Source organism: Streptomyces sp. NPDC028711 (assembly GCF_055565415.1).
Genome location: NZ_JBVHUJ010000010.1, coordinates 205,460 through 230,826, shown reverse-complemented (window position 1 = coordinate 230,826; position 25,367 = coordinate 205,460). Strand labels below are relative to the sequence as shown.

Here is a 25,367-nt window from a genome sequence, read left to right as displayed (position 1 = left end):
TGTGCCCCCCCTCGCCGGGGGGGGGGTCTTTTGGGGGGGGGTGCAACCCCCGCGGGGGGGGGGGGGGGGCGCCCGGGGGGGGGGGGGGCCCCCCCCCCCCCCCCCCACCAGTCTACGTGCAGGTGAGGGCGGAACGCGCCCTCAGCCCTTGGCCGCGGGTTCCTTCTGTCGCTTCTCGACCGGGCCGCGGCGGACGGAGCCCGGCGCGTTCCAGTCCTGGCGCTTGCGGGCCCGCTTCTTCGCGGCCTCGGAGGACCGGAGCTGGTAGGGGACGGAGGTCACCATGACGCCCGGGGTGAAGAGCAGCCTGCCCTTGAGCCGCAGGGCGCTCTGGTTGTGCAGCAGGTGCTCGTACCAGTGGCCGACGACGTACTCCGGGATGTAGACGGACACGGCGTCGCGGGGGCTCTCGCGGCGGATGTTCTTGACGTAGTCGATCACCGGGCGGGTGATCTCGCGGTACGGGGAGTCGAGGATCTTCAGCGGGACGTTGATGCCGCGTCGTTCCCACTCCTCCCTGAGCGCCTTCGTCTCGACCGGGTCGACGTTGACGGTCAGCGCCTCCAGCTCGTGCGCGTGCATGAGCTTGGCGTAGGCCAGGGCGCGCAGGGTGGGCTTGTGCAGCTTGGAGACGAGGACGATGGAGCGGACCCGGGAGGGGCGTACGTACTCGTCGGGGCGTTCCTCGGCGGCGGCGATCTCCGCGGAGACGGAGTCGTAGTGCCTGCGGATCGCGCTCATCGTCCCGTAGAAGATCACCATGCCGAGCAGGGCGACCCAGGCGCCGTGGGTGAACTTGGTGGCGAGGACGACGACGAGGACGAGGCCGGTGAAGAAGGCGCCGAAGGCGTTGATCGCGCGGGAGCGGATCATGTGGCGGCGCTTGGCCGGGTCGCGCTCCGTCTTCAGGTGCCGGTTCCAGTGCCGGACCATGCCGGTCTGGCTGAGGGTGAAGGAGACGAAGACGCCGACGATGTACAGCTGGATCAGCTTGGTCGAGTCGGCTCCGTAGACCCAGACGAGGAGGGCGGCGGCGCCGGCGAGGAGCACGATGCCGTTGGAGAAGGTGAGGCGGTCGCCGCGGGTGTGCAGCTGACGCGGCAGGTACCGGTCCTGGGCGAGGATCGAGCCGAGGAGGGGGAAGCCGTTGTACGCGGTGTTGGCGGCCAGGAAGAGGACGAGCGCGGTGGCGGCGGCGAGGAGGACGAAGAAGAACGTCCCGTCGCCGAAGACGGCGGCCGCGACCTGGGAGATGACCGGGTCCTGGACGTAGCCCTCGCCGACCGGGACTCCGTTGCGGAGCAGGTCGTGGGCGGGCTTCTCGGCCATCCGGACGTCGGTGGCCATGGCCAGGAAGATGATGCCGCAGAACATGGTGACGGCGAGGCCGCCCATCAGGGCGAGCGTCGTGGCGGCGTTCTTCGACTTCGGCTTGCGGAAGGCGGGGACACCGTTGGAGATGGCCTCGACACCGGTCAGGGCGGCACAGCCGGAGGAGAAGGCGCGCAGCAGCAGGAAGACGAGCGCGAAGCCGGCGAGGCCCTGGTGCTCGGGCCTGATCTCGAAGTCCGCCGTGGGGGCCTTCATCGTCTCGTCGAGGACGAGCCCCTTGTACGCGCCCCAGGCGATCATGATGAAGACGCCGGCGACGAAGACGTACGTCGGGATGGCGAAGAGGGAGCCCGACTCCTTCACCCCGCGCAGGTTCATCAGGGTGAGCAGCACGATGACGCCGACCGCGCAGGCCACCTTGTGCTCGACGACGAAGGGGATCGCGGAGCCGAGGTTCTCGATGCCCGAGGAGATCGACACGGCGACGGTCAGGACGTAGTCGACGAGCAGGGCGCTCGCGACGGTGAGTCCGGCCTTCGGCCCCAGGTTGGTGTTGGCGACCTCGTAGTCGCCGCCGCCGCTCGGGTACGCGTGGACGTTCTGCCGGTAGGAGGCGACCACCGTGAACATCAGCACGACGACCGCGAGCGCGATCCAGGGGCTGAAGTGGTAGGCCGACAGGCCGGCGACGGAGAGGACGAGCAGCACCTCGCCGGGTGCGTACGCCACCGAGGACAGCGGGTCGGAGGCGAACACGGGGAGGGCGATCCGCTTCGAGAGGAGGGTCTCTCCGAGCTTGTCGCTGCGCAGGGCCCGCCCGATCAGGATCCGTTTGGGCACGTCGGTCAGTTTGGACACGCAGAGGATCGTAAGCGTTCGAAAAGAGCCAAGCTCACCGCGACCCCGTCTCCCTCCAGATCCATACGGAATCTTTCCGCGGACCCCCCTCTGATGCGGTCGCGGTCGGGGTTGCCGCATAAGCTCGGACCGGGCGAACCGGCAGGGTGGCGCCCGCCGCGGCCCGGGCGCATCGGGCGAGGAAAGTTGTGAGCAGGGTGTTTTCGCAGGTCAGTAGGGCGATCAGGAGTGCGGGGTAAGGGGACGTGCACATCGTCATCATGGGCTGCGGGCGAGTGGGAGCCGCTCTCGCGCAGACCCTCGAACAGCAGGGGCACACCGTCGCGGTCGTGGACCAGGACCCGACGGCGTTCCGTCGTCTGGGGTCGGGTTTCGGCGGTCGGCGCGTCACGGGCGTGGGATTCGACCAGGACACGCTGCGCGAGGCCGGGATCGAGGACGCCGGTGCCTTCGCCGCGGTGAGCAGCGGTGACAACTCGAACATCATCGCGGCGCGGGTCGCGCGCGAGATGTTCGGCATCGAGAACGTGGCGGCGCGGATCTACGACCCGCGCCGCGCCGAGGTCTACCAGCGCCTCGGCATCCCGACGGTCGCGACGGTCCGCTGGACCGCCGACCAGATGCTGCGGCGCCTGCTGCCCTCGGGGGCCGAGCCCCTGTGGACGGACCCGAGCGGTGGGGTGCAGCTCGCCGAGGTGCACACCTCTCCGGCCTGGATCGGCCACAAGATCAGCCGGCTCCAGGACGAGACGGGGGTGCGCGTCGCCTTCCTGACCCGGCTCGGCGAGGCGGTCATCCCCACGTCGCAGACGGTGCTCCAGGAAGGTGATCTGGTGCACGTGATGATGCGTACGGACGAGATCGCGAAGGTCGAGGAGGCCTTCGCCGAGGGTCCCGAGGAGGGCGGTCACTGATGCGTGTCGCTATTGCGGGCGCGGGTGCGGTGGGCCGTTCCATCGCGGGCGAGCTCCTGGAGAACGGGCACGAGGTCCTGCTCATCGACAAGGCGCCGACCGCCATCTCGGTGGAGCGGGTGCCGCAGGCGGAGTGGCTGCTCGCCGACGCCTGCGAGATCACCTCGCTCGACGAGGCGGCGCTCCAGCGCTGCAACGTGGTGATCGCGGCGACCGGCGACGACAAGGTGAACCTCGTCGTCTCGCTGCTCGCCAAGACCGAGTACGGCGTGCCGCGGGTCGTCGCCCGGGTGAACAACCCGAAGAACGAGTGGCTGTTCACCGAGGCGTGGGGCGTGGACGTCGCCGTCTCGACCCCGCGTCTGATGTCGGCCCTCGTGGAGGAGGCGGTGAGCGTCGGCGACCTCGTCCGGCTGCTCCGCTTCAGCCACGGCGACGCGAACCTGGTCGAGCTGACGCTTCCGCCGGAGTCGGCGGTCGCCGGTACGACGGTCGGGGACGTGGCCTGGCCGCAGGACACCTCGCTGGTGACGATCATCCGCGGGTCGCGGGTGCTCACGCCGAGCCCCGAGGAGACCCTGGAGGCGGGCGACGAGCTGCTGTTCGTGGCCGCGCAGGCCCGCGAGGAGCAGCTGGAGGACCTCCTCCAGGTGCGCAGGGCCGACTCCGAGGCCTGAGGCCTGACCTCGCCGCTCCCTGCGGACGACGGGCGTACGGCCGTACGGGCGTACGGAAGGGCCCGGACCTGTTCATCAGGTCCGGGCCCTTTCGCGTACGCGGATCGGTCTCTCAGCGGCTCACGCCTCGGGGTGGCTCTGCCGGGCCGCGGCGGCAGCCGCCTCGCGCTCCTTCTCGGCGCGCTCCTCGGCCTCCATCTCGGCGAAGACGTCGATCGGCGGCGGAGCCTTGGCGAGGAACATCCAGGTGAGGTAGACCGCGAGCAGGAACGGCGGGATCTTGAGCGCCACGAGGACCCAGCCGAACTTGGTCGTGTCCGCCCACCAGTACATCGGGAAGAGGATCGCGCACTTGCCGAGCAGGATCAGGCCCCAGGCCCAGCTCGCCTTCGCGTACGCCTTCTTCCGGCCGGGGTTACGGGTGCGCCAGGAGAGGTTCTCCTTGAAGACCGGGCCCAGGATCAGGCCGATCAGCGGGACCCCGGCGATCGTGGTGATGATGTAGGCGAGGGCGAGGCCCAGGGTGTACAGCATGCCGGGCAGGTAGAAGTCCTTGGCGTTGCCGGTCATCATCGCGAAGACCACGCCGAAGGCGACACCGAAGACACCGCTGAACGCGTGCTTGACGGTGTCCTTCCGGATCAGCCGGACGGCGACCAGGACCAGTGAGACCGCGAGCGCGGCGATCGCCGAGATGTGCAGGTCCTTGTTGATCGTGAAGATCGTGACGAACAGCAGGCCGGGCAGGACCGTCTCGACCATGCCCCGCAGGCCGCCGAAGGCCTCGAACAGCGCGGCCTCGGTGACCTCCTTCGAGGCCTGGGCGTCCTGGTCCGTGGTGGTCGGCTTGTCGAGGGACGTCACCGGCTACTCCTGTCCGAGCGGTCGGAGCTCGTATTTGGGATTGAAGAGGACCCGCCGGCCGTGGCTCATGGAGATCCGGCCGGAGGCGATCAGCTTGCGGCCGGGCTCGATGCCCACGATGGAACGCCTTCCGAGCCACACGACGTCGAGCGGTGCCGTGCCGTCGAAGAGTTCGGCCTCCAGCGCGGGCACTCCGGCCCGGGGGCGCAGCGTGACCGTGCGCAAGGTACCAGTCACCTTGACTATCTGGCGGTCGGAGCAGTCGCAGATACGCGTGCACCCCGAGGCCTCGGCGTCCTCCTGGAGCTCCTCCGACTCCAGGTCCTCCGGGGAGGAGGAGAGCCGGTCGAGCATCCGGCGGAACCTACCGGCCGGCTTCTCTGTACGCGGTGCAGCACTCATAGAGAAAGCGTACCGGCCACCGCTCTCACGGGAACCGGGCCCGGGACGCCCCCTCCGTTCAGCGTTCGAAGCGGTACCCCATGCCCGGCTCGGTGACGAAGTGGCGCGGGTGCGAGGGATCGCTCTCCAGCTTGCGCCGCAGCTGCGCCATGTAGACCCGGAGGTAGTTGGTCTCCGTGCCGTACGAGGGTCCCCAGACCTCCTGGAGCAGCTGCTTCTGGCTGACCAGGCGGCCGCTGTTGCGCACCAGGACTTCGAGCAGGTGCCACTCGGTGGGGGTGAGCCGGACGTCCCGGCCGTCGCGGTGGACCTTCTTCGCCGCCAGGTCGACGGTGAAGCCCTCGGTCTCGACGACCACGACCCCGTCCTCGGCGCCGCCGACCGGCTCGGCCCTGCGCACGGCCGCGCGCAGCCGGGCGAGCAGCTCGTCCATGCCGAAGGGCTTGGTGACGTAGTCGTCGGCGCCCGCGTCGAGCGCCTCGACCTTCTCGTCGGAGGTCTGCCGGGCCGAGAGGACCAGGATCGGGACGCGGGTCCAGCCGCGCAGGCCCCTGATGACCTCGACGCCGTCCATGTCGGGCAGGCCGAGGTCGAGGACGACGACGTCGGGGTGGCGTTCGGCGGCGAGCCGGAGGGCGGTGGCACCGTCGGCGGCGGCGTCGACCTCGTACTTCCGCGCCTTGAGGTTGATCACCAGGGCGCGGACGATCTGCGGCTCGTCGTCGACCACGAGAACCCGGGTCATGGAGGGGGCCTTCCTTCTGCTGGGGCTGCTGGGGCTGCTGCTGTACGGGGACGGGGCGGGCGGTGCGGGCGGAGGGGGCCGGCCTACGGGCGCGGGCGGAGGGGCGGGGCCCGACGGGACTGTCGTACGGGGGCGGGCGCGGCGGTCAGGTCACGGTGGTCAGGTCACGGCGTGTGCCGGGAACTCGGCGGCCGGAGCCGGGGGGCCGCCCCGTGCCGCCCGCAGGGTGAGCACCATGGTCAGCCCCCCGCCGGGAGTGTCCTCGGCGGCGAGCCTGCCGCCCATGGCCTCGACGAAGCCGCGGGCCACCGCGAGCCCGAGGCCGACCCCGGAGCCGCGCGGTGCGTCGCCGAACCGCTGGAAGGGCTCGAAGATGCCGTCCTTGGCCTCGTCGGGCACGCCGGGGCCCCGGTCGACGACCCGGAGCTCGACCCGGTCCCCCAGGGCGCTGGCGGCGACCGCCACGGGCGTGCCCTCGGGGCTGTACTTGACGGCGTTCTCCACGATGTTGGCGACGGCCCGCTCCAGGAGGCCCTTGTCGACCTCGACCATCGGCAGCGACTCGGGGATGTCGAGCTCGGCGCTGCCGTCGGGCACTCCGCCGAGCGCCATGGGGACGACCTCGTCGAGGTCGACGACACGGACCAGGGGGGTGACGGTGCCGGTCTGCAGGCGGGACATGTCGAGGAGGTTGCCGACGAGGTGGTCGAGGCGGTCGGCGCCGGCCTCGATGCCCTCGAGGAGCTCGGCGCGGTCCTGCTCCGACCACTCGACGTCGTCGGAGCGCAGGGAGGAGACGGAGGCCTTGATGCTCGCGAGCGGCGTCCGCAGGTCGTGGCTGACGGCGGCGAGCAGCGAGGTGCGGATCTTGTTGCCCTCGGCCAGCTTCCTGGCCTTCTCCGCCTCGCCCACAAGGCGCTGGCGGTCGAGGACGACCGCGGCCTGGGCGGCGAAGGCGCCGAGGACCCGCCGGTCCTCGGCCGGCAGCACCCGGCCGGACAGGGCGAGGGCGAGGTGGTCGCCGACCGGCATGTCCACGTCCGCCTCTTCGGGCCGGGCCGCCGGATGGGTGCCGACGCTCGCCGCCCGCGTCCAGGGCTCGACCTCGTCCGCCCTCTCCAGGAGGGCCACGGACTCCATGGAGAAGGTCTCGCGGACCCGTTCGAGCAGGGCGTCCAGGCTGGTCTCGCCGCGCAGCACGCTGCCGGCGAGGTAGGAGAGCACCTCGGACTCGGCGCGCAGCCTGGCGGCCTGATGGGTACGCCGGGCGGCCAGGTCCACCACGGAGGCGACGGCCATGGCGACGCCGAGGAAGACGGCGATGGCGACGATGTTCTTGGGGTCGGCGATGGTGAGCCGGTGGACGGGCGGGGTGAAGAACCAGTTGAGGAGGAGGGAGCCCGCGGCGGCCGAGGCCAGCGCCGGCAGGAATCCGCCGAGCAGGGCGGCGGCGACGGTCAGGGCGAGGAAGAGCAGCATGTCGTTGGCGAGACCGAGGTCGGCGTCGACATGGGTGAGGAGCAGGGCGAGGGCGGCCGGTCCCGCGACGCCGACCGCCCAGCCGCCGGTGATCCGGGAGCGCCCGAGGCGGGCCCCGCGGGCGACGGGCAGGCCACGCCCCTTGGCGACCTCGTCGTGGGTGACGATGTGGACGTCGAGGTCGGTCCCGGAGTCACGGGCCACGGTCTGGCCGACGCCGGGACCGAGCATGTACTGCCAGGTGCGGCGGCGGCTGGAGCCGAGGACGATCTGGGTGGCGTTGACCCCGCGGGCGAACTCCAGGAGCGCGGAGGGGATGTCGTCGCCGATGACGTGGTGGAACGTTCCGCCGAGGTCCTCGACGAGGGTGCGCTGGACGGCCAGCTCCTTCGGGGAGGCCGCGGTGAGCCCGTCGCTGCGGGCTATGTAGACGGCGAGGACCTCGCCGCCCGCGCCCTTCTCGGCGAGCCGGGTGGCGCGCCGTATGAGGGTGCGGCCCTCGGGGCCGCCGGTCAGACCGACGACGATGCGCTCGCGGGCCTGCCAGGTGGAGCGGATGTTGTGCTCGCCCCGGTAGCGCTGGAGGTACTCGTCGACCCGGTCGGCGGTCCAGAGCAGGGCCAGCTCGCGCAGGGCGGTGAGGTTGCCGGGGCGGAAGTAGTTGGAGAGGGCGGCGTCGACCTTGTCCGAGGTGTAGACGTTGCCGTGGGCCATCCGGCGGCGCAGGGCTTCCGGGGACATGTCGACCAGCTCGATCTGGTCCGCCCGCCGGACGACCTCGTCGGGGACGGTCTCCCGCTGCCGTACGCCCGTGATGGCCTCGACCACGTCTCCCAGCGACTCCAGGTGCTGGATGTTGACGGTCGATATGACGTCGATGCCGGCCGCGAGGAGCTCGGCGACGTCCTGCCACCGCTTGCGGTTGCGGGAGCCGGGGACGTTCGTGTGGGCGAGCTCGTCGACGAGGGCGACGGCGGGGCGGCGGGCGAGGACGGCGTCGATGTCCATCTCGGTGAAGGCCGCGCCCCGGTGCTCCAGGCTCCGGCGCGGCACCTGCTCCAGGCCGTGCAGCATGACCTCCGTACGGGGCCGCCCGTGGTGCTCCACGAACGCCACGACGCAGTCCGTGCCGCGCTCCACCCGGCGGTGCCCCTCGGAGAGCATCGCGTAGGTCTTGCCGACACCCGGCGCAGCGCCGAGGTAGATCCGAAGCTTGCCGCGTCCCATGGGACGACCATACGTCCAGCCAATCGGACATTCCGTACGCGGTGAGAGGGGCCGGGCCGGTCTTGACGTGATTCTGATATCAGCGGGCACCGGGTCCGTCGCCGTCCCGCGGTCCCGCTGCCCGACTGTCCGACTGCCCCGCTGCCCCGCTCAGTGCTCGATGATCTCGCCGTCGCTCAGTTCGAGGACCCGGTCCGCCAGGCCGAGGAGCTGGGGGTCGTGGGTGGCGACCAGGGCCGTACAGCCCTCGCTGCGCACCACCGCGCGCAGCAGCTGCATGACGGCGAGGCCGGTCTCCGCGTCCAGCTGGCCCGTCGGCTCGTCGGCTATGAGCAGCGCCGGCTTGTTGGCGAGGGCCCGGGCGATGGCGACCCGCTGCTGCTGGCCGCCGGAGAGCTCGCCGGGCCGCTGGGCCGCGTGGTCGGCGAGGCCGACCAGACCGAGGAGGAGGGCCACGCGCTCCTCGCGCTCCTTCGGGTCCGCCCTGCGCAGCCGCATGGGTACGCCCACGTTCTCGGCGGCGGAGAGGATCGGGAGCAGCCCGAAGGACTGGAAGATGAAGCCGATCCGGTCGCGGCGCAGCTCCAGGAGCCCTTCCTCGCCGAGCGTGGAGAGATCGACGCCGTCGATGACGATCGAGCCTCCGTCCGCGCTGTCGAGGCCGCCCACGAGGTTGAGCAGCGTCGTCTTGCCGGAGCCCGAGCGGCCCTTGAGTGCGACGAGCTCGCCGCGCGGGATGTCGAAGGAGACGCCGCGCAGGGCGTGGACGGCGGCTTCGCCCGTGCCGTACGAGCGGCGCAGGTTCTGGACGCGGACCATCGGCGGTCCTGCCGGGTCCTCGGCGAGGGCCGTCGCGGACCTCGTGCTGCTCTCACTCACCCTGTGCTCCCCCTCCTCGAACATGTGCGCCGTCAGTATGGTCCGCGGCCCGGCCCGAGGGCCAGGGCCGGGGCGGTGACCTGTGGAAAACGGCCGGTGGGCCGCTTCCCGTACGCGGAGGTACGGGAAGCGGCCCACCGGCCGAAGCGAATGCGGCGAGCGCGCTCAGCGGATCTCGGAGATCTCCGGGCCGCGCTGGAGCTGGCCCATGCCGCCGGAGAAGCGGGAGTTCTCCTGCTCCTCCTGCTGCACGCCGTCCGGCACCATCTGGGCGTCGTTCGGCAGCTTCAGGACGATCGGGTCACGCGGGGCCATCGGGCCGTCGCCACGGACGACCACGGTGTCCCGGACGATCTGCTCCAGGAGGCCGGCCGCCTCGGGCTGGACCGCGCCCTGCCCGGAGATCACTCCGCGCAGGAACCAGCGGGGTCCGTCGACACCGACGAAGCGGACCAGCTGCACGCCGCGGTTGCCGTCCGGCAGCTGGACGGGGACCTGCGCGCGCAGCTCCCAGCCCAGCGGGCCCTCGACCTCGTCGATGACACCGCCCTGCTCGACGATGCCCGTGGCGATCTCGTCGCGGACCTCGCCCCAGATGCCCTCGTTCTTGGGCGCCGCGAACGCCTGCAGCTGCACGGCGCTGTCGCGCAGGACGACGGTGGCCGCGACGATCGCGTCGCCCGCCACCTCCACCCGCAGCTCCATGCCCTCGACTCCGGGCACGAAGACGCCGCCCAGGTCGACACGGCCCTCGTCGGGCTTGGTGACCTCGGAGATGTCCCAGGGTCCGTCGGGCCGGGGCGCCGGCGGAAGGTTCACCCGGCGCGGGGCCGCGGCGTCCGCGTCCTCGCCGTCCACCGCGTCGACCTGCTCGACCTCGCTCGCCGCGTCCTCCGCGGCACCGCTCTTCTTGCGACGTCCGAACACGTCACTGTCCTTCCCGGTCGGATACGACCGAAGCGTATCGATTCCCACCCGATGTGCCGCCCACGGCGGCATGACCGCCGGTGGACCCGAAGCCCCCCTCGGCCCGCGCCGAACCGGGAAGCTCCGCCACCTCGTGGAAGCGCACCTTCTCGACCTGCTGGACGACAAGTTGGGCGATCCGGTCGAATCGTTCGAACCGCACGCTCTCGCGCGGGTCGAGATTGACCACGATCACCTTGATCTCTCCACGGTACCCGGCATCCACCGTCCCCGGGGCATTCACGAGCGCCACTCCGCAGCGGGCCGCGAGTCCGGAGCGCGGGTGCACGAAGGCCGCGTACCCGTCCGGGAGGGCGATGGAGACCCCGGTGGGGAGCACGGCGCGCTCCCCCGGGGCGAGTACGGCGGCCTCGGTGGTCACGAGGTCCGCCCCGGCGTCGCCGGGGTGGCCGTAGGCCGGGAGCGGCACGTCCGGGTCCACTCGCCGGATCAGTACGTCGACAGGGTTGCGCATCAGGGGTTCACCTCGAAGGCGCGGGTGCGCCGGACCTGGTCGGGGTCGGACATGGCGGCCTGGATCTCCTCCGGGCGGCCGTTGTCGATGAAGTGGTCGACCTTGACCTCGACGAAGAGGGCGTCGGCGCGCACGGCGACGGGGCCCTCGGGCCCGCCGAGCCGGCCGACGGCGGTCGAGAAGATCTTGCGGCCGTGCACGGCGGTGACGGCGGCCTCCAGGTGGAGCACGGTGCCCACCGGGACGGGCCGGACGAAGTCGGTCTCGAGTCGTCCGGTCACGGCGATGACCCGCAGCAGCCAGTTCAGGGAGCCGAGGGTCTCGTCGAGCGCGGTGGCGAGCACGCCGCCGTGCGCGAGCCCGGGGGCGCCCTGGTGGTCGGGGGTCACCGTGAACTCGGCGGTGACGGTCACGCCCTCGCCCGCGCGTGCCTCCAGGTGGAGGCCGTGGGGCTGCCCGCCGCCGCACCCGAAGCAGTGCGCGTAGTGCGAACCGAGCGGCTCGCCGGGGGCCGGCGCCTCGGGGTGGCGTACCGGCGGTATGGCGTCGGCCGGCGGGGTGAGGGCGGCAGATGTTGCAGTCACAGCCGCAGACCTTACCCGCGCGGATGGGCGCAGGTCGCGCCGTGCCAAGCTTGGACGCATGCAGCCTTCCGCACCGTCCCCCGGCCCCTCCCCCGCGGCGCCCGCCGCGCCGCGCTTCGACGAGCGGCTGACGGCGCCCCGCTCGTGGTGGTTCATCGCCGGCCTGCTCGGTCTCTCCGGGGGCCTGATCATGTTCCCGCTGGGTACGGTCCCGCTCCTCGGCGGACTGATCGTGGCGGCGGTGCTCGCCGGGGCCGCGGTCTCCTCGTACGGCTCCGCCCGGATCCGGGTGGTGGCCGGTTCGCTGGTGGCGGGCGACGCGCGGATCCCGGTCGCGGCCCTGGGGGCGGCCGAGGTGCTCGACGCGGAGGAGGCGCGCGCCTGGCGCACCCACAAGGCCGACCCGCGCGCCTTCATGCTGATGCGCAGCTATGTGCCGCGGGCGGTGCGGGTCGAGGTGACGGACCCGGCGGACCCGACCCCGTACGTGTACCTGTCCAGCCGTGAGCCGGAGGCCCTGGTGGAGGCGCTCGAAGCCGAGCGCGCGGGCGCCGAGGACTGACGGAAGCGCGGGCCACGGCCCGCTCCGGAAGCCCCGTTCCCGGTCGGCGGCCCGCTCTGGAAGAGTTCCCGGTCGGCGGCCCGCTCTAGAAGCCCAGTTCCTTCGGGTTCTCCGGCTGTTCCAGCGGGGGCAGTTCCGTGAGGCTGTCCCAGGGGACCTGGCGACGGCGCAGGTCCTTGCGGATGTGCTCGGCGAGTTTTCTGGTGTCGCGGCGGTTCATGACCGCGCCGACGGCCGCGCCCACCATGAAGGGCGTGAGCATCGGCAGGTTGCGCACCATGCGTTTCATGATCTGCTGGCGCAGCTCGCGCTTCAGCTGTCCGCCGAGCGCCGCGTTGACCGTGGTGGGCTTGGTGGGGTCGATGCCCCGCTCCTCCGCCCAGGAGGTGAGATAGGCCGCCGAGCGCTGGCCGAGCCGGCCGGGCGGCCGCACCCCGTAGACCTCGTGCAGTTCGGCGATGAGTTTGAGTTCCACGGCGGCGACGCCGGTGATCTCCGCCGCGAGCTCCGCCGGCATGGCCGGGGGTACGGGGAGCATGGCGGCGGCTCCGATGCCCGCGCCCACGGTCGAGCTCGCGTTCGCCGCTCCGGCGACGAGCTTGTCGGCGAGCGCCTCGGGGCCGAGCCCGGGGAACTGCTTGCGGAGGGTCGCCAGATCGCGGACGGGAATCCGCGGGGCGAGGTCGATCAACCGGTCGGCGAGGTGGCCGAGACCGGCTCTGGCGGTGTCTCCGCCGCGCTTGACGCCCTGCACGACGCCGCGCCGGACGGCGTCGATCCGGTCGGAGTCGATCCTGATCCTGTCGAGTCGGGCGCGCGCGGGATTGGCGAGCCGCCTGACGGCGCCGAAGCGTCCGTCCGGCGCCCCGACCGGCGCATCGCCCTCTCCCACCTCCACCGGCAGGTGCGCCGGGTCCGGTGCGGTGACCGCCTCGAGCGAGGCCGGGAGGCCTCGCTCGTCGTCACGTGCGCCGGGGGAGGGCGGGGAGGCCGTGCGACCGGCTTCAGGGGCCTCCTGGGCACCCTCTGCCGGGCGTGAGCCGCCCTGGTGCGTCCGCGGGCTCCCGGGGAGCCTCAGACGCCGCTTCCGGGACGGTGTGTCGCCTGCCACGGCCGAGCGACCTCAGTCGCAGTCGCGGCAGATCGGCTGGCCGTTCTTCTCCCTGGCCAGCTGGCTGCGGTGGTGCACGAGGAAGCAGCTCATGCAGGTGAACTCATCGGCCTGCTTGGGCAGGACCCGGACGGCCAGCTCCTCGTTCGAGAGGTCGGCGCCGGGCAGCTCCAGGCCTTCGGCGGCCTCGAACTCGTCGACGTCGACCGTCGAGGTGGACTTGTCGTTCCGGCGGGCCTTCAGTTCCTCAAGGCTGTCCGAATCGACGTCGTCATCGGTCTTGCGTGGGGTGTCGTAATCCGTTGCCATGTCGCTCTCCCCCTCTGGGTGGTTGCGGTGTCTCCAGCGCACGTAACGCGTGAGAGGTCGGACTTGTGCCCGACCTGAGGCGGAGATTTTGCCTCACATCAAGGTCTGTTACTCAATCGACACCCGTCCCGTCCTCTCACGAGTGATCGGCTTCGGGTGGCGAACCGGACCGTACACGGTCCCGCGGGCGGCTCCGGCAGGCGCCACCCCGTGTACTTCCCGTCATTCCAGGGCCCGGAAACCCGGACTTTTCCTGGTTTTCCGAGGGATTTCCCGGTCACGGAGAGTGGAGGTGCGGACACCTTCTCCTGTGATCGATCACACAGGAGCGTCTCAGAATCGAGGACCCGGAATTCCGCGCAAAGCGAACGGAACCGGTCGGCTCCTGCAGTGTGTCAGATCGGCAGAGTGACGCGCATCACGAGACCGCCACCCTCGCGAGGCTCCGCGATGATACGGCCCCCGTGGGCACGCGCCACGGACCGGGCGATCGACAGGCCGAGGCCGACACCCTTGTCGCTGCCCGTCCGCTCCTGCCGGAGTCGCCGGAACGGCTCGAACAGGTTGTCGATCTCGTACGCGGGGACGACGGGGCCCGTGTTGGAGACGACCAGGATGGCCTGACCGTCCTCGACGCCGGTGGTGACCTCCACCCAGCCGTCCTCCGGCACGTTGTACCGGACGCCGTTCTGGAGCAGGTTCAGCGCGATCCGTTCGAGCAGGACGCCGTTGCCCTGGACGACCGCCGGAGCGCGCTCGCCCCGGATCTCGACGCCCTTGGCCCTCGCCTCCGCCTGGACCTGGTCCACGCCCCGCGAGGCGACCTCGGCGAGGTCGACGGGTTTGCGCTCGATGATCTGGTTGTCGCTCCTGGCGAGCAGCAGCAGGCCCTCGACGAGCTGTTCGCTGCGCTCGTTGGTGGCGAGCAGGGTCTTGCCGAGCTGCTGGAGCTCCACCGGTGCCCCCGGGTCCGAGAGGTGGACCTCCAGGAGGGTGCGGTTGATCGCGAGCGGGGTCCGCAGCTCGTGCGAGGCGTTCGCGACGAAGCGCTGCTGGGCGGTGAAGGCCCGCTCCAGGCGGTCCAGCATCTCGTCGAAGGTGTCGGCGAGCTCCTTGAGCTCGTCGTCCGGGCCGTCCAGCTCGATCCGCCGGGACAGGTCGGAGCCGGCCACCTGGCGGGCGGTCCGGGTGATCCGGCCGAGCGGGGAGAGCACCCGTCCCGCCATGGCGTAGCCGAAGGCGAAGGCGATGATGCTCAGGCCGAGCAGGGCGAAGAGCGAGCGGCGCAGGAGGTCGTCCGTGGCCCGGTCGCTCTGCTGCCGGAGGCAGACGGACACGGCGTCGTTGAACTGTTCGCCGGTGCCCGTCGTGGGCAGGTCGCACCAGGAGGTGGTGGGCTGGACCTCGCCCTTCACGAACTTGAAGGGCAGCTCGGCGGTGCTGTCGCTGAGCGCCTGCGCGGTGAAGAGGTAGATGATCGAGAGCAGCAGGATGCCCGCGATCAGGAACATCCCGCCGTACAGCAGCGTGAGCCGTATCCGGATGGTCGGCCGCAGCAGGGGACGGACCGGGTCCCTGGGGTCCCAGGTCGGTTTCGGGGGCGCCTGGGGGTGGGGCGTGGAGGTGGGGGCCATCGGATCAGATCCGGTACCCGGAGCCGGGGACGGTGACGATGACGGGCGGCTCGCCGAGTTTGCGGCGCAGGGTCATCACGGTGACGCGCACGACGTTGGTGAACGGGTCGGTGTTCTCGTCCCAGGCCTTCTCCAGGAGCTGCTCGGCGGAGACGACGGCGCCCTCGCTGCGCATGAGGACCTCGAGGACGGCGAACTCCTTCGGCGCGAGCTGGACCTCCTTGCCCTCGCGGAAGACCTCACGGCGGTTGGGGTCGAGCTTGATGCCGGCGCGCTCGAGGACCGGCGGGAGCGGCACGCTCGTGCGGCGGCCGAGGGCCCGCACGCGCGCGGTGAGCTCGGTGAAGGCGAAGGGCTTCGGGAGGTAGTCGTCCGCGCCGAGCTCCAGGCCCTCGACGCGGTCGCTGACGTCGCCGGACGCGGTGAGCATCAGGACGCGGGTGGGCATGCCCAGCTCCACGATCTTGCGGCAGACGTCGTCACCGTGGACGAGGGGCAGGTCACGGTCGAGGACGACGACGTCGTAGTCGTTGACCCCCACGCGCTCCAGGGCGGCGGCGCCGTCGTACACGACGTCGACGGCCATGGCCTCCCGGCGCAGTCCGGTGGCCACCGCATCGGCGAGCAGCTGCTCGTCCTCGACGACGAGTACGCGCACGGGGTACATCCTTCCCGTTGGGCATCGGTCCCCGGAGGGGGGACCGGCTGGATCTGAGCACTGACTGTGCGCGTCCATCCTGCCCCGTACGCGCGTAAACCGGCTGTAAGACGGCGGTGCGGGGCCCTGGGCGGGCGGGGGCGCGGGGCGGGGGCGCGCGGCCGGGAGCCGAGAATTCACCGGATTCACGGCTCAGTTGAGGTTTCTGTGAGGAAAGGGCTGGGGAGGACGTCTGCACACCCCGTGATCACGCCCTGTATGTGGCGCGCCACCTACCGCTCTCCGCTCCCGGAGGACCGCAGTGTGTGATCCGACCACCCTCGGCACACCCCCGTGCCACCGGACCCATGACGAGGGGGCGCATGATGGACGCTTTCACCGCAGGCCTGCTGCACCGCATCAGGACCACGCAGACGGACCTCACGCGGGCTCGTGAGACGGGCGACGACTACCTGGCGGAGGTCGAGCAGGCGGAGCTGGAGGACCTGCACCGGCTGGCCGCCGAGCACGGCGTGCAGGTCGCCGTGCCGGGCGTCTGACGAGCCCTTCCGACCCGCCACGACTCGCTCGACAAGCCTGACCCGTACGACCTGACCGATGTACGACCCACCCCCGACCCGCCCGACCGTTCGACCCGCGCACCAGCAGGGCCCCGGCGCCTACCCGGCACCGGGGCCCTCGTGCGTCCGTGGACGGGCCGCTCAGTCGTGCCAGGCGCCCAGGTCCTCCAGGAGGTCCTGGAGCGGCTGGAAGAGGCCGGGAGAGGCCGCCAGGGTCAGCTCGCCGGACTCCGGCTCCCCCGGACGTCCTCCGGTCAGCGCGCCCGCCTCGCGGGCGATCAGGGCGCCCGCCGCGAGGTCCCAGGGGTTGAGGCCCCGCTCGTAGTAGGCGTCGAGGCGGCCGGCGGCGACGTCGCAGAGGTCGATGGCGGCCGAGCCGCCGCGGCGGATGTCGCGCACGAGCGGGATCACCTCCTGTGCGACCGCCGCCTGACGGGCGCGCCGGGACTGGACGTAACCGAACCCCGTACCGAGGAGCGCCTGGTCGAGGGGCGGCGAGGGGCGGACGGCGAGGGGCCGGTCCCCCACGAACGCGCCGCCGCCGAGGACCGCTCGGTACGTCTCGCCGCGCATCGGGGCGTCGACGACGCCGACGACGGTCTCGCCGTCCCGTTCGGCGGCGATCGAGACCGCCCAGGTCGGCAGGCCGTACAGGTAGTTCACGGTGCCGTCGAGCGGGTCGATGACCCAGCGGACCCCGCTGGTGCCGGGGCTCGAGGCGCCTTCCTCACCGAGGAAGCCGTCCTGCGGGCGGTGCTCGGCGAGGAAACCGGTGATCAGCTTCTCGGCGGCGATGTCCATCTCGGTGACCACGTCGATGGAGCTCGACTTGGTCATCGCCACGCCCAGGTCGTCCGGCCTGCCGTCGCGCAGCAGCGCTCCGGCCCTGTGCGCGGCCCGCAGGGCGAGGTCGAGGAGTTCGGTGAGCAGGGGGTCGGTCACGTCGGCCCTCTCGGTCGTGTCGGTCACAGGGGGGTCTCCTCAGGCGTACGGGCTGTCGGCGCCGGCCGCGGCCGGGCGCTCCGCTCTGCCGGGGCAGCAGCCGATCGGGCACAGGTCGTGGGAGGGGCCGAGCGCGCCCAGGGCGCAGCGCTCGGGTCGGATGCCGCGCTCGTGCGCGGCCCGCTCCAGGAGGAGCTCGCGGACGGCGGCGGCGAAGCGCGGGTCGGCTCCGACGGTCGCCGAGCGCCGGACGGGCAGGCCGAGTTCGGCCGCCTTGGCCGTGGCCTCGGTGTCGAGGTCGTAGAGGACCTCCATGTGGTCCGAGACGAAGCCGATCGGGACCATGACGGCCGCGGGCGCCCCGGCGCCGTGCAGGGCCTCCAGGTGGTCGCAGATGTCCGGCTCCAGCCACGGGATGTGCGGGGCGCCGCTGCGGGACTGGTAGACGAGCTCCCAGGGGTGCTCGATCCCGGTCGCCTCGCGGACCGCGTCGACGATCAGCCGTGCCACGTCGAGGTGCTGCCGGACGTAGGCCCCGCCGTCGCCGTGCTCCGGGACCGGTCCCGAGGTGTCGGCGGCGGACTCGGGGATGGAGTGGGTGGTGAAGGCGAGGTGGGCGCCGTCCCGCACGGCCGGGTCGAGCGAGGCGAGGGACGCGAGGACGCCTTCGACCATGGGCTCGACGAAGCCGGGGTGGTTGAAGTAGTGCCGGAGCTTGTCGACCCGGGGCAGCGGGAGCCCCTCCGCCTCCAGGGTGGCGAGCGCGTCGGCGAGGTTCTCGCGGTACTGGCGGCAGCCGGAGTAGGAGGCGTACGCGCTGGTGGTGAGGACGGCGATGTGGCGCCGGCCGTCGGTGATCATCTCGCGGAGGGTGTCGGTGAGATACGGAGCCCAGTTCCGGTTCCCCCAGTGGACCGGGAGGTCGAGGCCGGCCTCCGCGAAGTCCGTCCGCAGCGCTTCGAGGAGCGCGCGGTTCTGGTCGTTGATCGGGGAGACGCCGCCGAAGAGGAAGTAGTGCTGCCCCACTTCCCTGAGCCGTTCCTTCGGGATGCCACGGCCGCGGGTCACGTTCTCCAGGAACGGGACCACGTCGTCCGGGCCCTCGGGGCCGCCGAACGAGAGCAGCAGCAGGGCGTCGTACGGGGCGGGATCGTGCTGATCGGACATGGCACCGATCCTCCCACCCGCCCCTGAGGGCGGACGGCGCGGCCCGTCCGTGGGCGTTCGTCCGAAAAAGGGGGATGACCGATCGAGTTCAACGCCGTAGGCTTTAGCAGTTAATTACACGTGTTGACCAAGGACGCCTCTTGCCCAGTCCCTACCGCGCGATATTCACGGCGCCCGGCACCACCGCCTTCTCCGTCGCCGGGTTCTTCGGCCGGATGCCCCTGTCCATGATGGGCATCGGCATCGTGACCATGATTTCGCAGGTCACCGGCCGGTACGGGCTCGCGGGCGCGCTGTCGGCGACGCTCGCCATGTCCGCCGCGGTCCTCGGCCCCCTCGTCTCGCGGCTCGTCGACCGGCACGGGCAGCGCAGGGTGCTCCGCCCCGTGACCCTGGTCTCGCTCGCGGCGGCGGCCGGGCTCCTCCTCTGCGTGCAGCAGCAGGCCCCGGACTGGACGCTCTTCGTCTTCACGGCCGTGATCGGCTGCGTACCGAGCGTCGGCGCCATGACCCGGGCCCGCTGGGCGGAGATCTACCGGGGCGAGGAGCGGCGCCTGCACACGGCGTACTCCTGGGAGTCGATCATCGACGAGGTGTGCTTCATCTTCGGTCCGATCATCTCGATCGGTCTGTCGACGGCCTGGTTCCCCGAGGCCGGCCCGCTGTTCGCCGCGGTGTTCCTGGCCGTCGGTGTCTTCTGGCTGACCTCGCAGCGCGCCACCGAGCCGGCCCCCCACCCGCACAAGCGGGGCGAGAAGGGCGTCTCCGCGCTCCGCTCCCCCGGACTCCAGGTGCTCGCCCTCGCCTTCGTCGCCACCGGCGCCATCTTCGGCTCCGTGGACGTGGTGACCGTGGCCTTCGCCGAGGAGCAGGGGCACAAGGCCGCCGCGAGTCTCGTGCTGGCCGTCTACGCGCTTGGTTCGTGCCTGGCCGGCGCGGTCTTCGGCCTGCTCCATCTCAAGGGAGAGCCGTCCCGCCGCTGGCTCCTGGGCATCTGCGCGATGGCCGTGAGTATGATCCCCCTCCTACTGGCCGGGAACCTGCCGTTGCTGGCCGTGGCGCTCTTTGTCGCGGGCCTGTCCATCGCACCGACGATGGTGACCACCATGGCCCTCGTCGAAGCGCACGTACCGCGCACCAAGCTGACCGAGGGCATGACCTGGACGGGTACCGGGCTCGCGGTCGGCGTGGCGCTCGGCTCCTCGGCCGCCGGCTGGGTGGTCGACGCGTCGGGAGCGGAGGCGGGGTACGTGGTGCCCGTCGTCTCGGGCGCCGTCGCGGTCGCGGTGGGTCTCCTCGGACACCGCCGGCTCCGCAGGCCGGCGCCGAACCGGGAGGGGCAGCGTGAGCGGGACGACAGCAGCGGGATCGGGGAGCGCCAGGACGGCGGGCAGCCCGTGGCGTAACTGGGCGGGGAACGTCACCTGCCGACCCGTGCGGGAGGTGAGCCCGGCCTCCGCCGAGGAGCTCGCGGAGGCGGTGCGCCGGGCGGCCGAGGACGGGCTGCGGGTGAAGACGGTCGGCACCGGCCACTCCTTCACCTCGATCGCGGCCACCGACGGCGTCCTCGTGCGGCCGGGCCTGCTGACCGGGATCCGGCGGATCGACCGCGAGGCGATGACCGTCACGGTCGAGTCGGGCACCCCGCTCGAGCGGCTCAACGTGGCGCTGGCCCGGGAGGGCCTGTCGCTCACCAACATGGGCGACATCATGGTGCAGACCGTCGCCGGGGCCACCTCCACCGGCACGCACGGCACGGGCCGCGATTCGGCTTCGATCGCCGCGCAGATCCGTGAGCTGGAGCTCGTCACGGCCTCGGGCGACCTCCTCACCTGCTCGGAGAAGGGGACCGACGAGGAGCGCGCGGTCTTCGCGGCGGCCCGGATCGGGCTCGGCGCCCTCGGCATCGTCACGGCGCTCACCCTCGCGGTGGAGCCGCTCTTCCTGCTCACCGCGCGCGAGGAGCCGATGACCTTCGACCGGGTCACCGCGGAGTTCGACGCGCTGCACGCGGAGAACGAGCACTTCGAGTTCTACTGGTTCCCCCACACGGACAACTGCAACACCAAGCGCAACAACCGCAGCGCGGGCCCCGCCGCTCCCCCCGGCCGGGTCAGCGGCTGGATCGAGGACGAGCTCCTCTCCAACGGGCTCTTCCAGGTGGCCTGCTCGCTGGGGCGCGCGGTGCCGCCGGTCATCCCCTCGATCGCCAAGGTCTCCAGCCGGGCCCTGTCGGCCCGTACGTACACCGACATCCCGTACAAGGTCTTCACCTCGCCGCGCCGGGTGCGCTTCCTGGAGATGGAGTACGCGCTTCCGCGTGAGGCGGCGGTCGCGGCGCTGCGCGAGCTCAAGGCGATGGTCGAGCGCTCGCCGCTCAAGGTGAGCTTCCCCGTGGAGGTGCGGACGGCTCCGGCGGACGACATCGCGCTGTCCACGGCCTCGGGGCGGGAGACCGCGTACATCGCCGTCCACCTCTACAGGGGGACGCCCCACCGCGCGTACTTCACCGCGGTGGAGCGCATCATGACGGCGCACGGCGGCCGCCCCCACTGGGGCAAGATCCACACGCGCGACGCCGCGTACCTCTCCGAGGTCTACCCGCGCTTCGGCGAGTTCACGGCGCTGCGTGACCGTCTCGACCCGGACCGGCTGTTCGGCAACGACTATCTGCGCCGGGTGCTCGGCGACTGACGGTCACTCGGCTCCCTCGGTGCTCTCCCCTGCTCCGGTCCCCGGTGCGGCCGGTGTGGGGGTGGCCGGGACCTCGGGAAGGCCGGTCCCGGAAGTCGGCTCCTGGGTGGGTTCGGTCGGGTCCGTGGTCGGGCCCGACGTCGGGTCCGACGGGGCGGGGGTCGGTTCGGCGCCGGTGGAATCGGTGGGCGTCGGCTCCGGCGGAGGGGTCGCGGTGCCGGTCCCGGTGCCCGGCCCGTCCGGTGTCGGGGTGCCGCCCGCCGAGGGGCTGTCGGCGCCGTCCCCGGGGCTCACGGTGTTCCCGGTGGATCCGGACGGCGTGGGCGCGGGGTCGTTCCTCTCGGCCGGCGCCCGCCGCTCGCCGCTCCCCTGGACGACGGAGCCGAAGGTCGTGGTCCCCCGCGTACCGCTGAAGTCCTGCCCGGAGACGAGCTCGTAGGCGGTGATGCCGCCCATCGTGACGCCGAAGACCAGGGCGGCGGCGACGGCCGGGCGCCTCCAGCCCCGGACGCGGGTGCCGTGGGTGGTCGCCTCGCCGAACTCCCCGTCGAGCTCCTTGTCGTACGGGAGGGGGGCCGGGACCGTCCCGAGCATCAGGGTGCGGCCGTCCTCGGGCCGGGCGCCCACGGGCATCTGACGGGCCCTCGGCTTGGCCGCGGCGGTCGCGTCGCGCACCTGCTCGCCGGTGCGCCGGAAGAGGTGCTGGAAGAGGGGGCCGCCGCAGGTCGCGATGACGCTGATCACACCGGCGCCGAGGATCGTGCCGTACACACCGAGGGTGGAGGCGAGTTTGGCGGCGATGACCGCGGCGAGCGCACTGCCCGAGACCTGAGCCACGCTCAGGTCGATCCTTCTCCTGCCGCTCTCCTCCTCCGGTTCCTCCGTGGCGGTTTCCGGCCTCTGACGCATCTCCAACCCCTGACGGCTCTTCCGATCACCTTGCACCCAGAAGGGACATATGGGCGAAGCGAATAGTTCCGTTTCCGCTGGTTCTGTGAAGAGTGACACGTACGGGGGAAGATCGCGGAGACTCAACTCCCGTACCGCCCGAGAAGTTGGGCGGCGCGCCGGTCCACCCCGGTGGCCCGAATGGAGTACATTGACGAACCCTGGGTCCGGACGCCTTCACGGGTGCCCGGGATCAAGGGGAGGGGGCCGGACACGGCGCTCGAACCGGCGGCGCCGCGGCAGCGCACGGGAACCGACTGCACAGAGTGACCGCCTGTCACTCCGGGTAGCCAACAGGTCACCGTGTCATAACGGCGTTCCAGGGTCCACGCCCGACACGCCGGGCAACTCGGCAAGGTAGTGGCAGGCTGCACCCGGGCAGGCCACACTCGACTAGCGGAAGCAGCGACGCACGTGACGTCGGCAGGCACCACCCGGGAGGTCCCCATGCCCGAACTGCGTGTCGTGGCCGTCTCCAACGACGGCACACGACTGGTGCTGAAGGCTGCTGACAGCACGGAGTACACACTTCCGATCGACGAGCGGCTGCGCGCCGCCGTGCGCAACGACCGCGCGCGCCTCGGCCAGATCGAGATCGAGGTGGAGAGCCACCTCCGCCCCCGCGACATCCAGGCACGGATACGAGCCGGTGCCTCCGCGGAGGAGGTCGCCCAGATGGCCGGGATCCCCGTCGACCGCGTGCGCCGCTTCGAGGGCCCCGTGCTCGCCGAGCGCGCCTTCATGGCGGAGCGGGCCCGCAAGACCCCGGTCCGCAGGCCCGGCGAGAACAGCGGCCCGCAGCTCGGCGAGGCGGTGCAGGAGCGGCTGCTGCTGCGCGGCGCCGAGAAGGACACCACGCAGTGGGACTCCTGGCGGCGTGACGACGGCACCTGGGAGGTGCTGCTCGTCTACCGGGTCGCCGGCGAGGTCCACACGGCCAGCTGGACGTACGACCCGCCCCGGCGGCTCGTCCAGGCCGTCGACGACGAGGCGCGTGCCCTGATCGGCGAGACGGACGACACCATCGCCGCCGCGCCGGAGCCGAGCTTCCCCTTCGTGCCGCGCATCGCACGGCTGCCGCGGGACAGGCCGCTCGACCGCGCCCTGGACCGCCAGATCGACCGGCCGGACCGTCCCGACCGCCAGCTGGAGCGGGCCTCCGCGTCCGTCGAGCCGGAGGAGGAGCGCGACTCGCTGACCAGCCTCCTGGAGGCGGTGCCGAGCTTCCGCGGCGACATGGTCGTGCCCGAGCAGCCGGACTCGGAGCCCTCGGAAGAGGCCGAGGCGGAGGAGCCGCCGGCCCCGGCGGCCTCGGCGGGCGCGGGTTCCGCGTACGCCGACGTCCTGATGCCGCGCGCCGTCTCGGGTCACCGCGACCGGCTCACCGGGACCACGGACCGCCAGGCCGAGGCGGACGGCGTCCGTCCGGGCCGCCGGGCGGCCGTGCCCAGCTGGGACGAGATCGTCTTCGGTACGCGGAGGAAGAAGCAGGACTGACGCGGAAGCCTTGCCGTCACAGTCGTACGGGTAGGGGCCCGCACCGGATCGGTGCGGGCCCCTTCCCTTCGCTCTACTGCGGCTCGGGGCCCGTGGCCACCGGGCGGGACGGGTCGGAGGACCACTCCGACCAGGAGCCCGCGTACAGGGCTGCGGGGACGCCGGCGATCTCCAGGGCCAGGACCTCATGGGCACCGGAGACGCCCGAGCCGCAGTAGACGCCGACCGGCGTTCCCCCGGCCGCGCCCAGGGCGGCGAACCGGTCCCTCAGCGCGCCGGCCGCCAGGAAACGTCCCTCCGCGTCGACGTTCTCCGTCGTCGGGGCCGAGACCGCTCCCGGGATGTGGCCGCCCACCCGGTCGATCGGCTCCACGTCCCCGCGGTACCGCTCGGCCGCACGCGCGTCCAGGAGCAGCCCCGCGCGCGCGAGGGCGGCCGCGCCCTCGGCGTCGAGCAGACCGAGTGCGCCCGGCTCCGGCCGGAAGTCGCCGGGCTCCGGCGTGGGGATCTTCTCCGTGAGCTCCCCCTCCCAGGCCGCGAGGCCCCCGTCCAGGACCCGTACGTCCGGGTGACCCGCCCAGCGGAGCAGCCACCAGGCGCGGGCCGCGGCCCAGCCGAGGCCTCCGTCGTAGACGACGACCGGCGTGTCCGCCGAGACACCCGCCCGGCGCATGGCGGCCCCGAAGACCTCCGGGTCGGGCAGCGGGTGCCGTCCGCCGGCTCCGGCCGGGCCCGCCAGTTCCGTGTCCAGGTCGACGTAGACCGCGCCGGGGAGGTGCCCGGCCTCGTACGCCGGCCGGCCGGGCGGGCCGCCCAGCGTCCAGCGGACGTCCAGGAGGACCGGCGGCCGGGACCCGGCCGACTCGCTCAGCAGTTCGCTTGCGGAGATGATGGGCTTCATGGGTGCCATCCTCGCGCAGCCGCACGGCCGCTGAGGGCGAACCCGGCGTCCTTCACGCGTCAGCACCGCGGGATCACGCCACTCGTTGGTGGGACCGGTGCGCGCCGGGGCCCCGTCGGTGTCACCATCGGACAGGCACGGGCACGACGACGGTCCGAGGAGAGAGTCACGATGACCGAGGCGACTCGGCGCACACCCGGCACACCTTGTTGGGTGAGCCTGATGGTGCACGGGCTAGACGCCACGCTGGAGTTCTACAACGCGCTCTTCGGCTGGGACTTCGTGCCCGGGCCGCAGCAGCTCGGCCCGTACGTGCGGGCACTCCTTGAGGGCAAGGAGGTCGCGGGCATCGGCCGGCTGCCGCCCGACCGGCATCTGCGGATCGCCTGGACGCCCTATCTGGCCACCTCCGACGCGGACGAGACCGCCGAGAGCATCCGCGGCTGCGGCGGCACGGTGGCGGTGGGACCGCTCGACGCCGGCGAGGCGGGCCGACTCGCGATCTGCTCCGACCCGACGGGCGCGGTCTTCGGCGTCTGGCAGGCGGAGGCGCACCACGGCACGGCGACGGCCGGCCCGCCCGGGACCCCGGTGTGGAACGAGCTCCTCACCTACGAGACCTCGGTCGGCAAGTTCTACCGGACGGTCTTCGGCTACGAGGTCGAGCCGGTCGTCTCCACCGACCAGGACTACGCCACGCTCCATGTCGATGGGCTCCCGGTGGCCTCCCTGCACGGCGTCGGCAACGCGCTTCCCCGGGACCGGGGGCCGCACTGGATGACGTACTTCGAGGTCGCCGACACGGACGCGGCCGCGCGGCTCGTCGTGGAGCTCGGTGGTCATGTGCTGCGCCCGCCGCGCGAGGGCACGGCGGGGCGGCTCGCCCAGGTGGCGGACCCGGAGGGCGCGGTCTTCACCCTGGTCAGGTCCGCCCCTACGGGTGACACGGGGCCTGCGTGGTGAGGTAGGGGTGACGTGGGGG

Annotated in this window: 25 protein-coding genes; 8 read left to right on the top strand and 17 right to left on the bottom strand. The window is 72.2% G+C overall.

All coding sequences use genetic code 11. The annotated features are described in order from the left end of the window. Positions 1–141: 141 nt before the first annotated feature. Complete coding sequence (locus ACZ4VK_RS28190) at positions 142–2,190, bottom strand: APC family permease (RefSeq protein WP_468357767.1); 2,049 nt, start codon at positions 2,188–2,190, stop codon at positions 142–144. A gap of 245 nt (positions 2,191–2,435) precedes the next feature. On the opposite strand from ACZ4VK_RS28190, the gene ACZ4VK_RS28185 reads away from it, so the two are divergent. Together ACZ4VK_RS28185 and ACZ4VK_RS28180 are read left to right on the top strand one after the other, a co-directional pair. Then, a complete protein-coding gene (locus ACZ4VK_RS28185; protein ID WP_030548378.1) occupies positions 2,436–3,104 on the top strand; it encodes a potassium channel family protein in 669 nt (222 codons plus the stop codon). After that, positions 3,104–3,781 (top strand): potassium channel family protein, encoded by a 678-nt coding sequence (locus ACZ4VK_RS28180; RefSeq protein ID WP_468357763.1) that lies wholly within the window; start codon positions 3,104–3,106, stop codon positions 3,779–3,781. Before ACZ4VK_RS28185 ends, ACZ4VK_RS28180 begins: the two co-directional genes overlap by 1 nt. A gap of 120 nt (positions 3,782–3,901) precedes the next feature. Here ACZ4VK_RS28180 and ACZ4VK_RS28175 read toward each other — a convergent pair whose 3' ends face one another. From ACZ4VK_RS28175 to ACZ4VK_RS28140, 8 genes are all read right to left on the bottom strand, one after another. After that, entirely contained in the window at positions 3,902–4,645 is a 744-nt protein-coding gene (locus tag ACZ4VK_RS28175; RefSeq protein WP_468357760.1) for a DUF3159 domain-containing protein, read from the bottom strand. A gap of 3 nt (positions 4,646–4,648) precedes the next feature. After that, entirely contained in the window at positions 4,649–5,047 is a 399-nt protein-coding gene (locus ACZ4VK_RS28170; RefSeq protein WP_073906407.1) for an OB-fold nucleic acid binding domain-containing protein, read from the bottom strand. A 58-nt stretch (positions 5,048–5,105) separates the two neighbouring features. After that, positions 5,106–5,792, bottom strand: coding sequence for a response regulator (locus ACZ4VK_RS28165; protein ID WP_468357757.1), 687 nt, complete (start codon positions 5,790–5,792; stop codon positions 5,106–5,108). A gap of 159 nt (positions 5,793–5,951) precedes the next feature. Beyond that, positions 5,952–8,498: a DUF4118 domain-containing protein gene (locus tag ACZ4VK_RS28160; RefSeq protein ID WP_468357754.1), complete on the bottom strand. Its 2,547-nt coding sequence runs from the start codon at positions 8,496–8,498 to the stop codon at positions 5,952–5,954. 150 nt (positions 8,499–8,648) lie between these two features. Continuing rightward, entirely contained in the window at positions 8,649–9,317 is a 669-nt protein-coding gene (locus ACZ4VK_RS28155) for an ABC transporter ATP-binding protein (RefSeq protein WP_468358029.1), read from the bottom strand. Between the two features lie 225 nt (positions 9,318–9,542). Beyond that, positions 9,543–10,304, bottom strand: a complete 762-nt coding sequence (locus tag ACZ4VK_RS28150; RefSeq protein ID WP_468357751.1) for a DUF3710 domain-containing protein — start codon at positions 10,302–10,304, stop codon at positions 9,543–9,545. Between the two features lies 1 nt (position 10,305). After that, positions 10,306–10,818, bottom strand: coding sequence for a dUTP diphosphatase (gene dut / locus ACZ4VK_RS28145; protein ID WP_389681377.1), 513 nt, complete (start codon positions 10,816–10,818; stop codon positions 10,306–10,308). Next, the gene (locus tag ACZ4VK_RS28140) at positions 10,818–11,402 is read right to left on the bottom strand and encodes a PaaI family thioesterase (protein WP_468357748.1); all 585 of its coding nucleotides are present in this window, start codon (positions 11,400–11,402) and stop codon (positions 10,818–10,820) included. The genes dut and ACZ4VK_RS28140 overlap by 1 nt, the downstream gene beginning before the upstream one ends. 58 nt (positions 11,403–11,460) lie before the next feature. On the opposite strand from ACZ4VK_RS28140, the gene ACZ4VK_RS28135 reads away from it, so the two are divergent. Continuing rightward, positions 11,461–11,964 carry a DUF3093 domain-containing protein gene (locus ACZ4VK_RS28135; RefSeq protein WP_468357745.1) on the top strand — a complete coding sequence of 168 codons (504 nt, stop codon included), beginning with the start codon at positions 11,461–11,463 and terminating at the stop codon, positions 11,962–11,964. 85 nt (positions 11,965–12,049) lie between these two features. Here the strand turns inward: ACZ4VK_RS28135 and ACZ4VK_RS28130 are convergent, their stop codons facing one another. The 4 genes from ACZ4VK_RS28130 to ACZ4VK_RS28115 form a co-directional block, all read right to left on the bottom strand. After that, a complete protein-coding gene (locus ACZ4VK_RS28130; protein WP_468357742.1) occupies positions 12,050–13,075 on the bottom strand; it encodes a hypothetical protein in 1,026 nt (341 codons plus the stop codon). 12 nt (positions 13,076–13,087) lie between these two features. Beyond that, positions 13,088–13,384, bottom strand: coding sequence for a DUF4193 domain-containing protein (locus tag ACZ4VK_RS28125; protein WP_003955561.1), 297 nt, complete (start codon positions 13,382–13,384; stop codon positions 13,088–13,090). 395 nt (positions 13,385–13,779) lie between these two features. Further along, positions 13,780–15,018, bottom strand: coding sequence for a sensor histidine kinase (locus tag ACZ4VK_RS28120; protein ID WP_468357739.1), 1,239 nt, complete (start codon positions 15,016–15,018; stop codon positions 13,780–13,782). A 4-nt stretch (positions 15,019–15,022) separates the two neighbouring features. Further along, positions 15,023–15,676, bottom strand: a complete 654-nt coding sequence (locus ACZ4VK_RS28115; protein WP_030146958.1) for a response regulator transcription factor — start codon at positions 15,674–15,676, stop codon at positions 15,023–15,025. Positions 15,677–16,038: 362 nt separating this feature from the next. On the opposite strand from ACZ4VK_RS28115, the gene ACZ4VK_RS28110 reads away from it, so the two are divergent. After that, positions 16,039–16,215 (top strand): hypothetical protein, encoded by a 177-nt coding sequence (locus ACZ4VK_RS28110; RefSeq protein ID WP_384117957.1) that lies wholly within the window; start codon positions 16,039–16,041, stop codon positions 16,213–16,215. Positions 16,216–16,377: 162 nt separating this feature from the next. Here ACZ4VK_RS28110 and ACZ4VK_RS28105 read toward each other — a convergent pair whose 3' ends face one another. Next, complete coding sequence (locus ACZ4VK_RS28105; RefSeq protein ID WP_468358026.1) at positions 16,378–17,178, bottom strand: inositol monophosphatase family protein; 801 nt, start codon at positions 17,176–17,178, stop codon at positions 16,378–16,380. Between the two features lie 39 nt (positions 17,179–17,217). Then, positions 17,218–18,345, bottom strand: coding sequence for a ferrochelatase (locus ACZ4VK_RS28100; protein WP_468357735.1), 1,128 nt, complete (start codon positions 18,343–18,345; stop codon positions 17,218–17,220). Between the two features lie 140 nt (positions 18,346–18,485). Between ACZ4VK_RS28100 and ACZ4VK_RS28095 the strand changes: the two genes are divergently transcribed. Continuing rightward, positions 18,486–19,751 carry an MFS transporter gene (locus ACZ4VK_RS28095; RefSeq protein WP_468357732.1) on the top strand — a complete coding sequence of 422 codons (1,266 nt, stop codon included), beginning with the start codon at positions 18,486–18,488 and terminating at the stop codon, positions 19,749–19,751. Further along, positions 19,690–21,039 (top strand): D-arabinono-1,4-lactone oxidase, encoded by a 1,350-nt coding sequence (locus ACZ4VK_RS28090; protein ID WP_468357729.1) that lies wholly within the window; start codon positions 19,690–19,692, stop codon positions 21,037–21,039. The genes ACZ4VK_RS28095 and ACZ4VK_RS28090 overlap by 62 nt, the downstream gene beginning before the upstream one ends. A gap of 3 nt (positions 21,040–21,042) precedes the next feature. Here the strand turns inward: ACZ4VK_RS28090 and ACZ4VK_RS28085 are convergent, their stop codons facing one another. Further along, positions 21,043–21,948 carry a hypothetical protein gene (locus ACZ4VK_RS28085; RefSeq protein ID WP_468357726.1) on the bottom strand — a complete coding sequence of 302 codons (906 nt, stop codon included), beginning with the start codon at positions 21,946–21,948 and terminating at the stop codon, positions 21,043–21,045. A 486-nt stretch (positions 21,949–22,434) separates the two neighbouring features. Between ACZ4VK_RS28085 and sepH the strand changes: the two genes are divergently transcribed. Next, complete coding sequence (gene sepH, locus ACZ4VK_RS28080) at positions 22,435–23,484, top strand: septation protein SepH (RefSeq protein WP_468357723.1); 1,050 nt, start codon at positions 22,435–22,437, stop codon at positions 23,482–23,484. 73 nt (positions 23,485–23,557) lie between these two features. On the opposite strand, the gene ACZ4VK_RS28075 is transcribed toward sepH, so the two are convergent. Then, complete coding sequence (locus ACZ4VK_RS28075) at positions 23,558–24,385, bottom strand: sulfurtransferase (RefSeq protein WP_468357720.1); 828 nt, start codon at positions 24,383–24,385, stop codon at positions 23,558–23,560. 171 nt (positions 24,386–24,556) lie between these two features. Here ACZ4VK_RS28075 and ACZ4VK_RS28070 point away from each other — a divergent pair, with 171 nt between their 5' ends. After that, positions 24,557–25,348 (top strand): VOC family protein, encoded by a 792-nt coding sequence (locus tag ACZ4VK_RS28070; protein WP_468357718.1) that lies wholly within the window; start codon positions 24,557–24,559, stop codon positions 25,346–25,348. The last annotated feature ends 19 nt before the right edge of the window (positions 25,349–25,367 follow it).

Excerpts from the sequence above, each read along its gene's own strand:
- ACZ4VK_RS28180 (WP_468357763.1), top strand. The coding sequence starts at position 3,104 with ATGCGTGTCGCTATTGCGGGCGCGGGTGCGGTGGGCCGTTCCATCGCG.
- ACZ4VK_RS28170 (WP_073906407.1), bottom strand. The coding sequence starts at position 5,047 with ATGAGTGCTGCACCGCGTACAGAGAAGCCGGCCGGTAGGTTCCGCCGG.
- ACZ4VK_RS28165 (WP_468357757.1), bottom strand. The coding sequence starts at position 5,792 with ATGACCCGGGTTCTCGTGGTCGACGACGAGCCGCAGATCGTCCGCGCC.
- ACZ4VK_RS28160 (WP_468357754.1), bottom strand. The coding sequence starts at position 8,498 with ATGGGACGCGGCAAGCTTCGGATCTACCTCGGCGCTGCGCCGGGTGTC.
- ACZ4VK_RS28155 (WP_468358029.1), bottom strand. The coding sequence starts at position 9,317 with ATGGTCCGCGTCCAGAACCTGCGCCGCTCGTACGGCACGGGCGAAGCC.
- dut (WP_389681377.1), bottom strand. The coding sequence starts at position 10,818 with ATGCGCAACCCTGTCGACGTACTGATCCGGCGAGTGGACCCGGACGTG.
- ACZ4VK_RS28135 (WP_468357745.1), top strand. The coding sequence starts at position 11,461 with ATGCAGCCTTCCGCACCGTCCCCCGGCCCCTCCCCCGCGGCGCCCGCC.
- ACZ4VK_RS28125 (WP_003955561.1), bottom strand. The coding sequence starts at position 13,384 with ATGGCAACGGATTACGACACCCCACGCAAGACCGATGACGACGTCGAT.
- ACZ4VK_RS28120 (WP_468357739.1), bottom strand. The coding sequence starts at position 15,018 with ATGGCCCCCACCTCCACGCCCCACCCCCAGGCGCCCCCGAAACCGACC.
- ACZ4VK_RS28110 (WP_384117957.1), top strand. The coding sequence starts at position 16,039 with ATGATGGACGCTTTCACCGCAGGCCTGCTGCACCGCATCAGGACCACG.
- ACZ4VK_RS28100 (WP_468357735.1), bottom strand. The coding sequence starts at position 18,345 with ATGTCCGATCAGCACGATCCCGCCCCGTACGACGCCCTGCTGCTGCTC.
- ACZ4VK_RS28085 (WP_468357726.1), bottom strand. The coding sequence starts at position 21,948 with ATGCGTCAGAGGCCGGAAACCGCCACGGAGGAACCGGAGGAGGAGAGC.
- sepH (WP_468357723.1), top strand. The coding sequence starts at position 22,435 with ATGCCCGAACTGCGTGTCGTGGCCGTCTCCAACGACGGCACACGACTG.
- ACZ4VK_RS28075 (WP_468357720.1), bottom strand. The coding sequence starts at position 24,385 with ATGAAGCCCATCATCTCCGCAAGCGAACTGCTGAGCGAGTCGGCCGGG.
- ACZ4VK_RS28070 (WP_468357718.1), top strand. The coding sequence starts at position 24,557 with ATGACCGAGGCGACTCGGCGCACACCCGGCACACCTTGTTGGGTGAGC.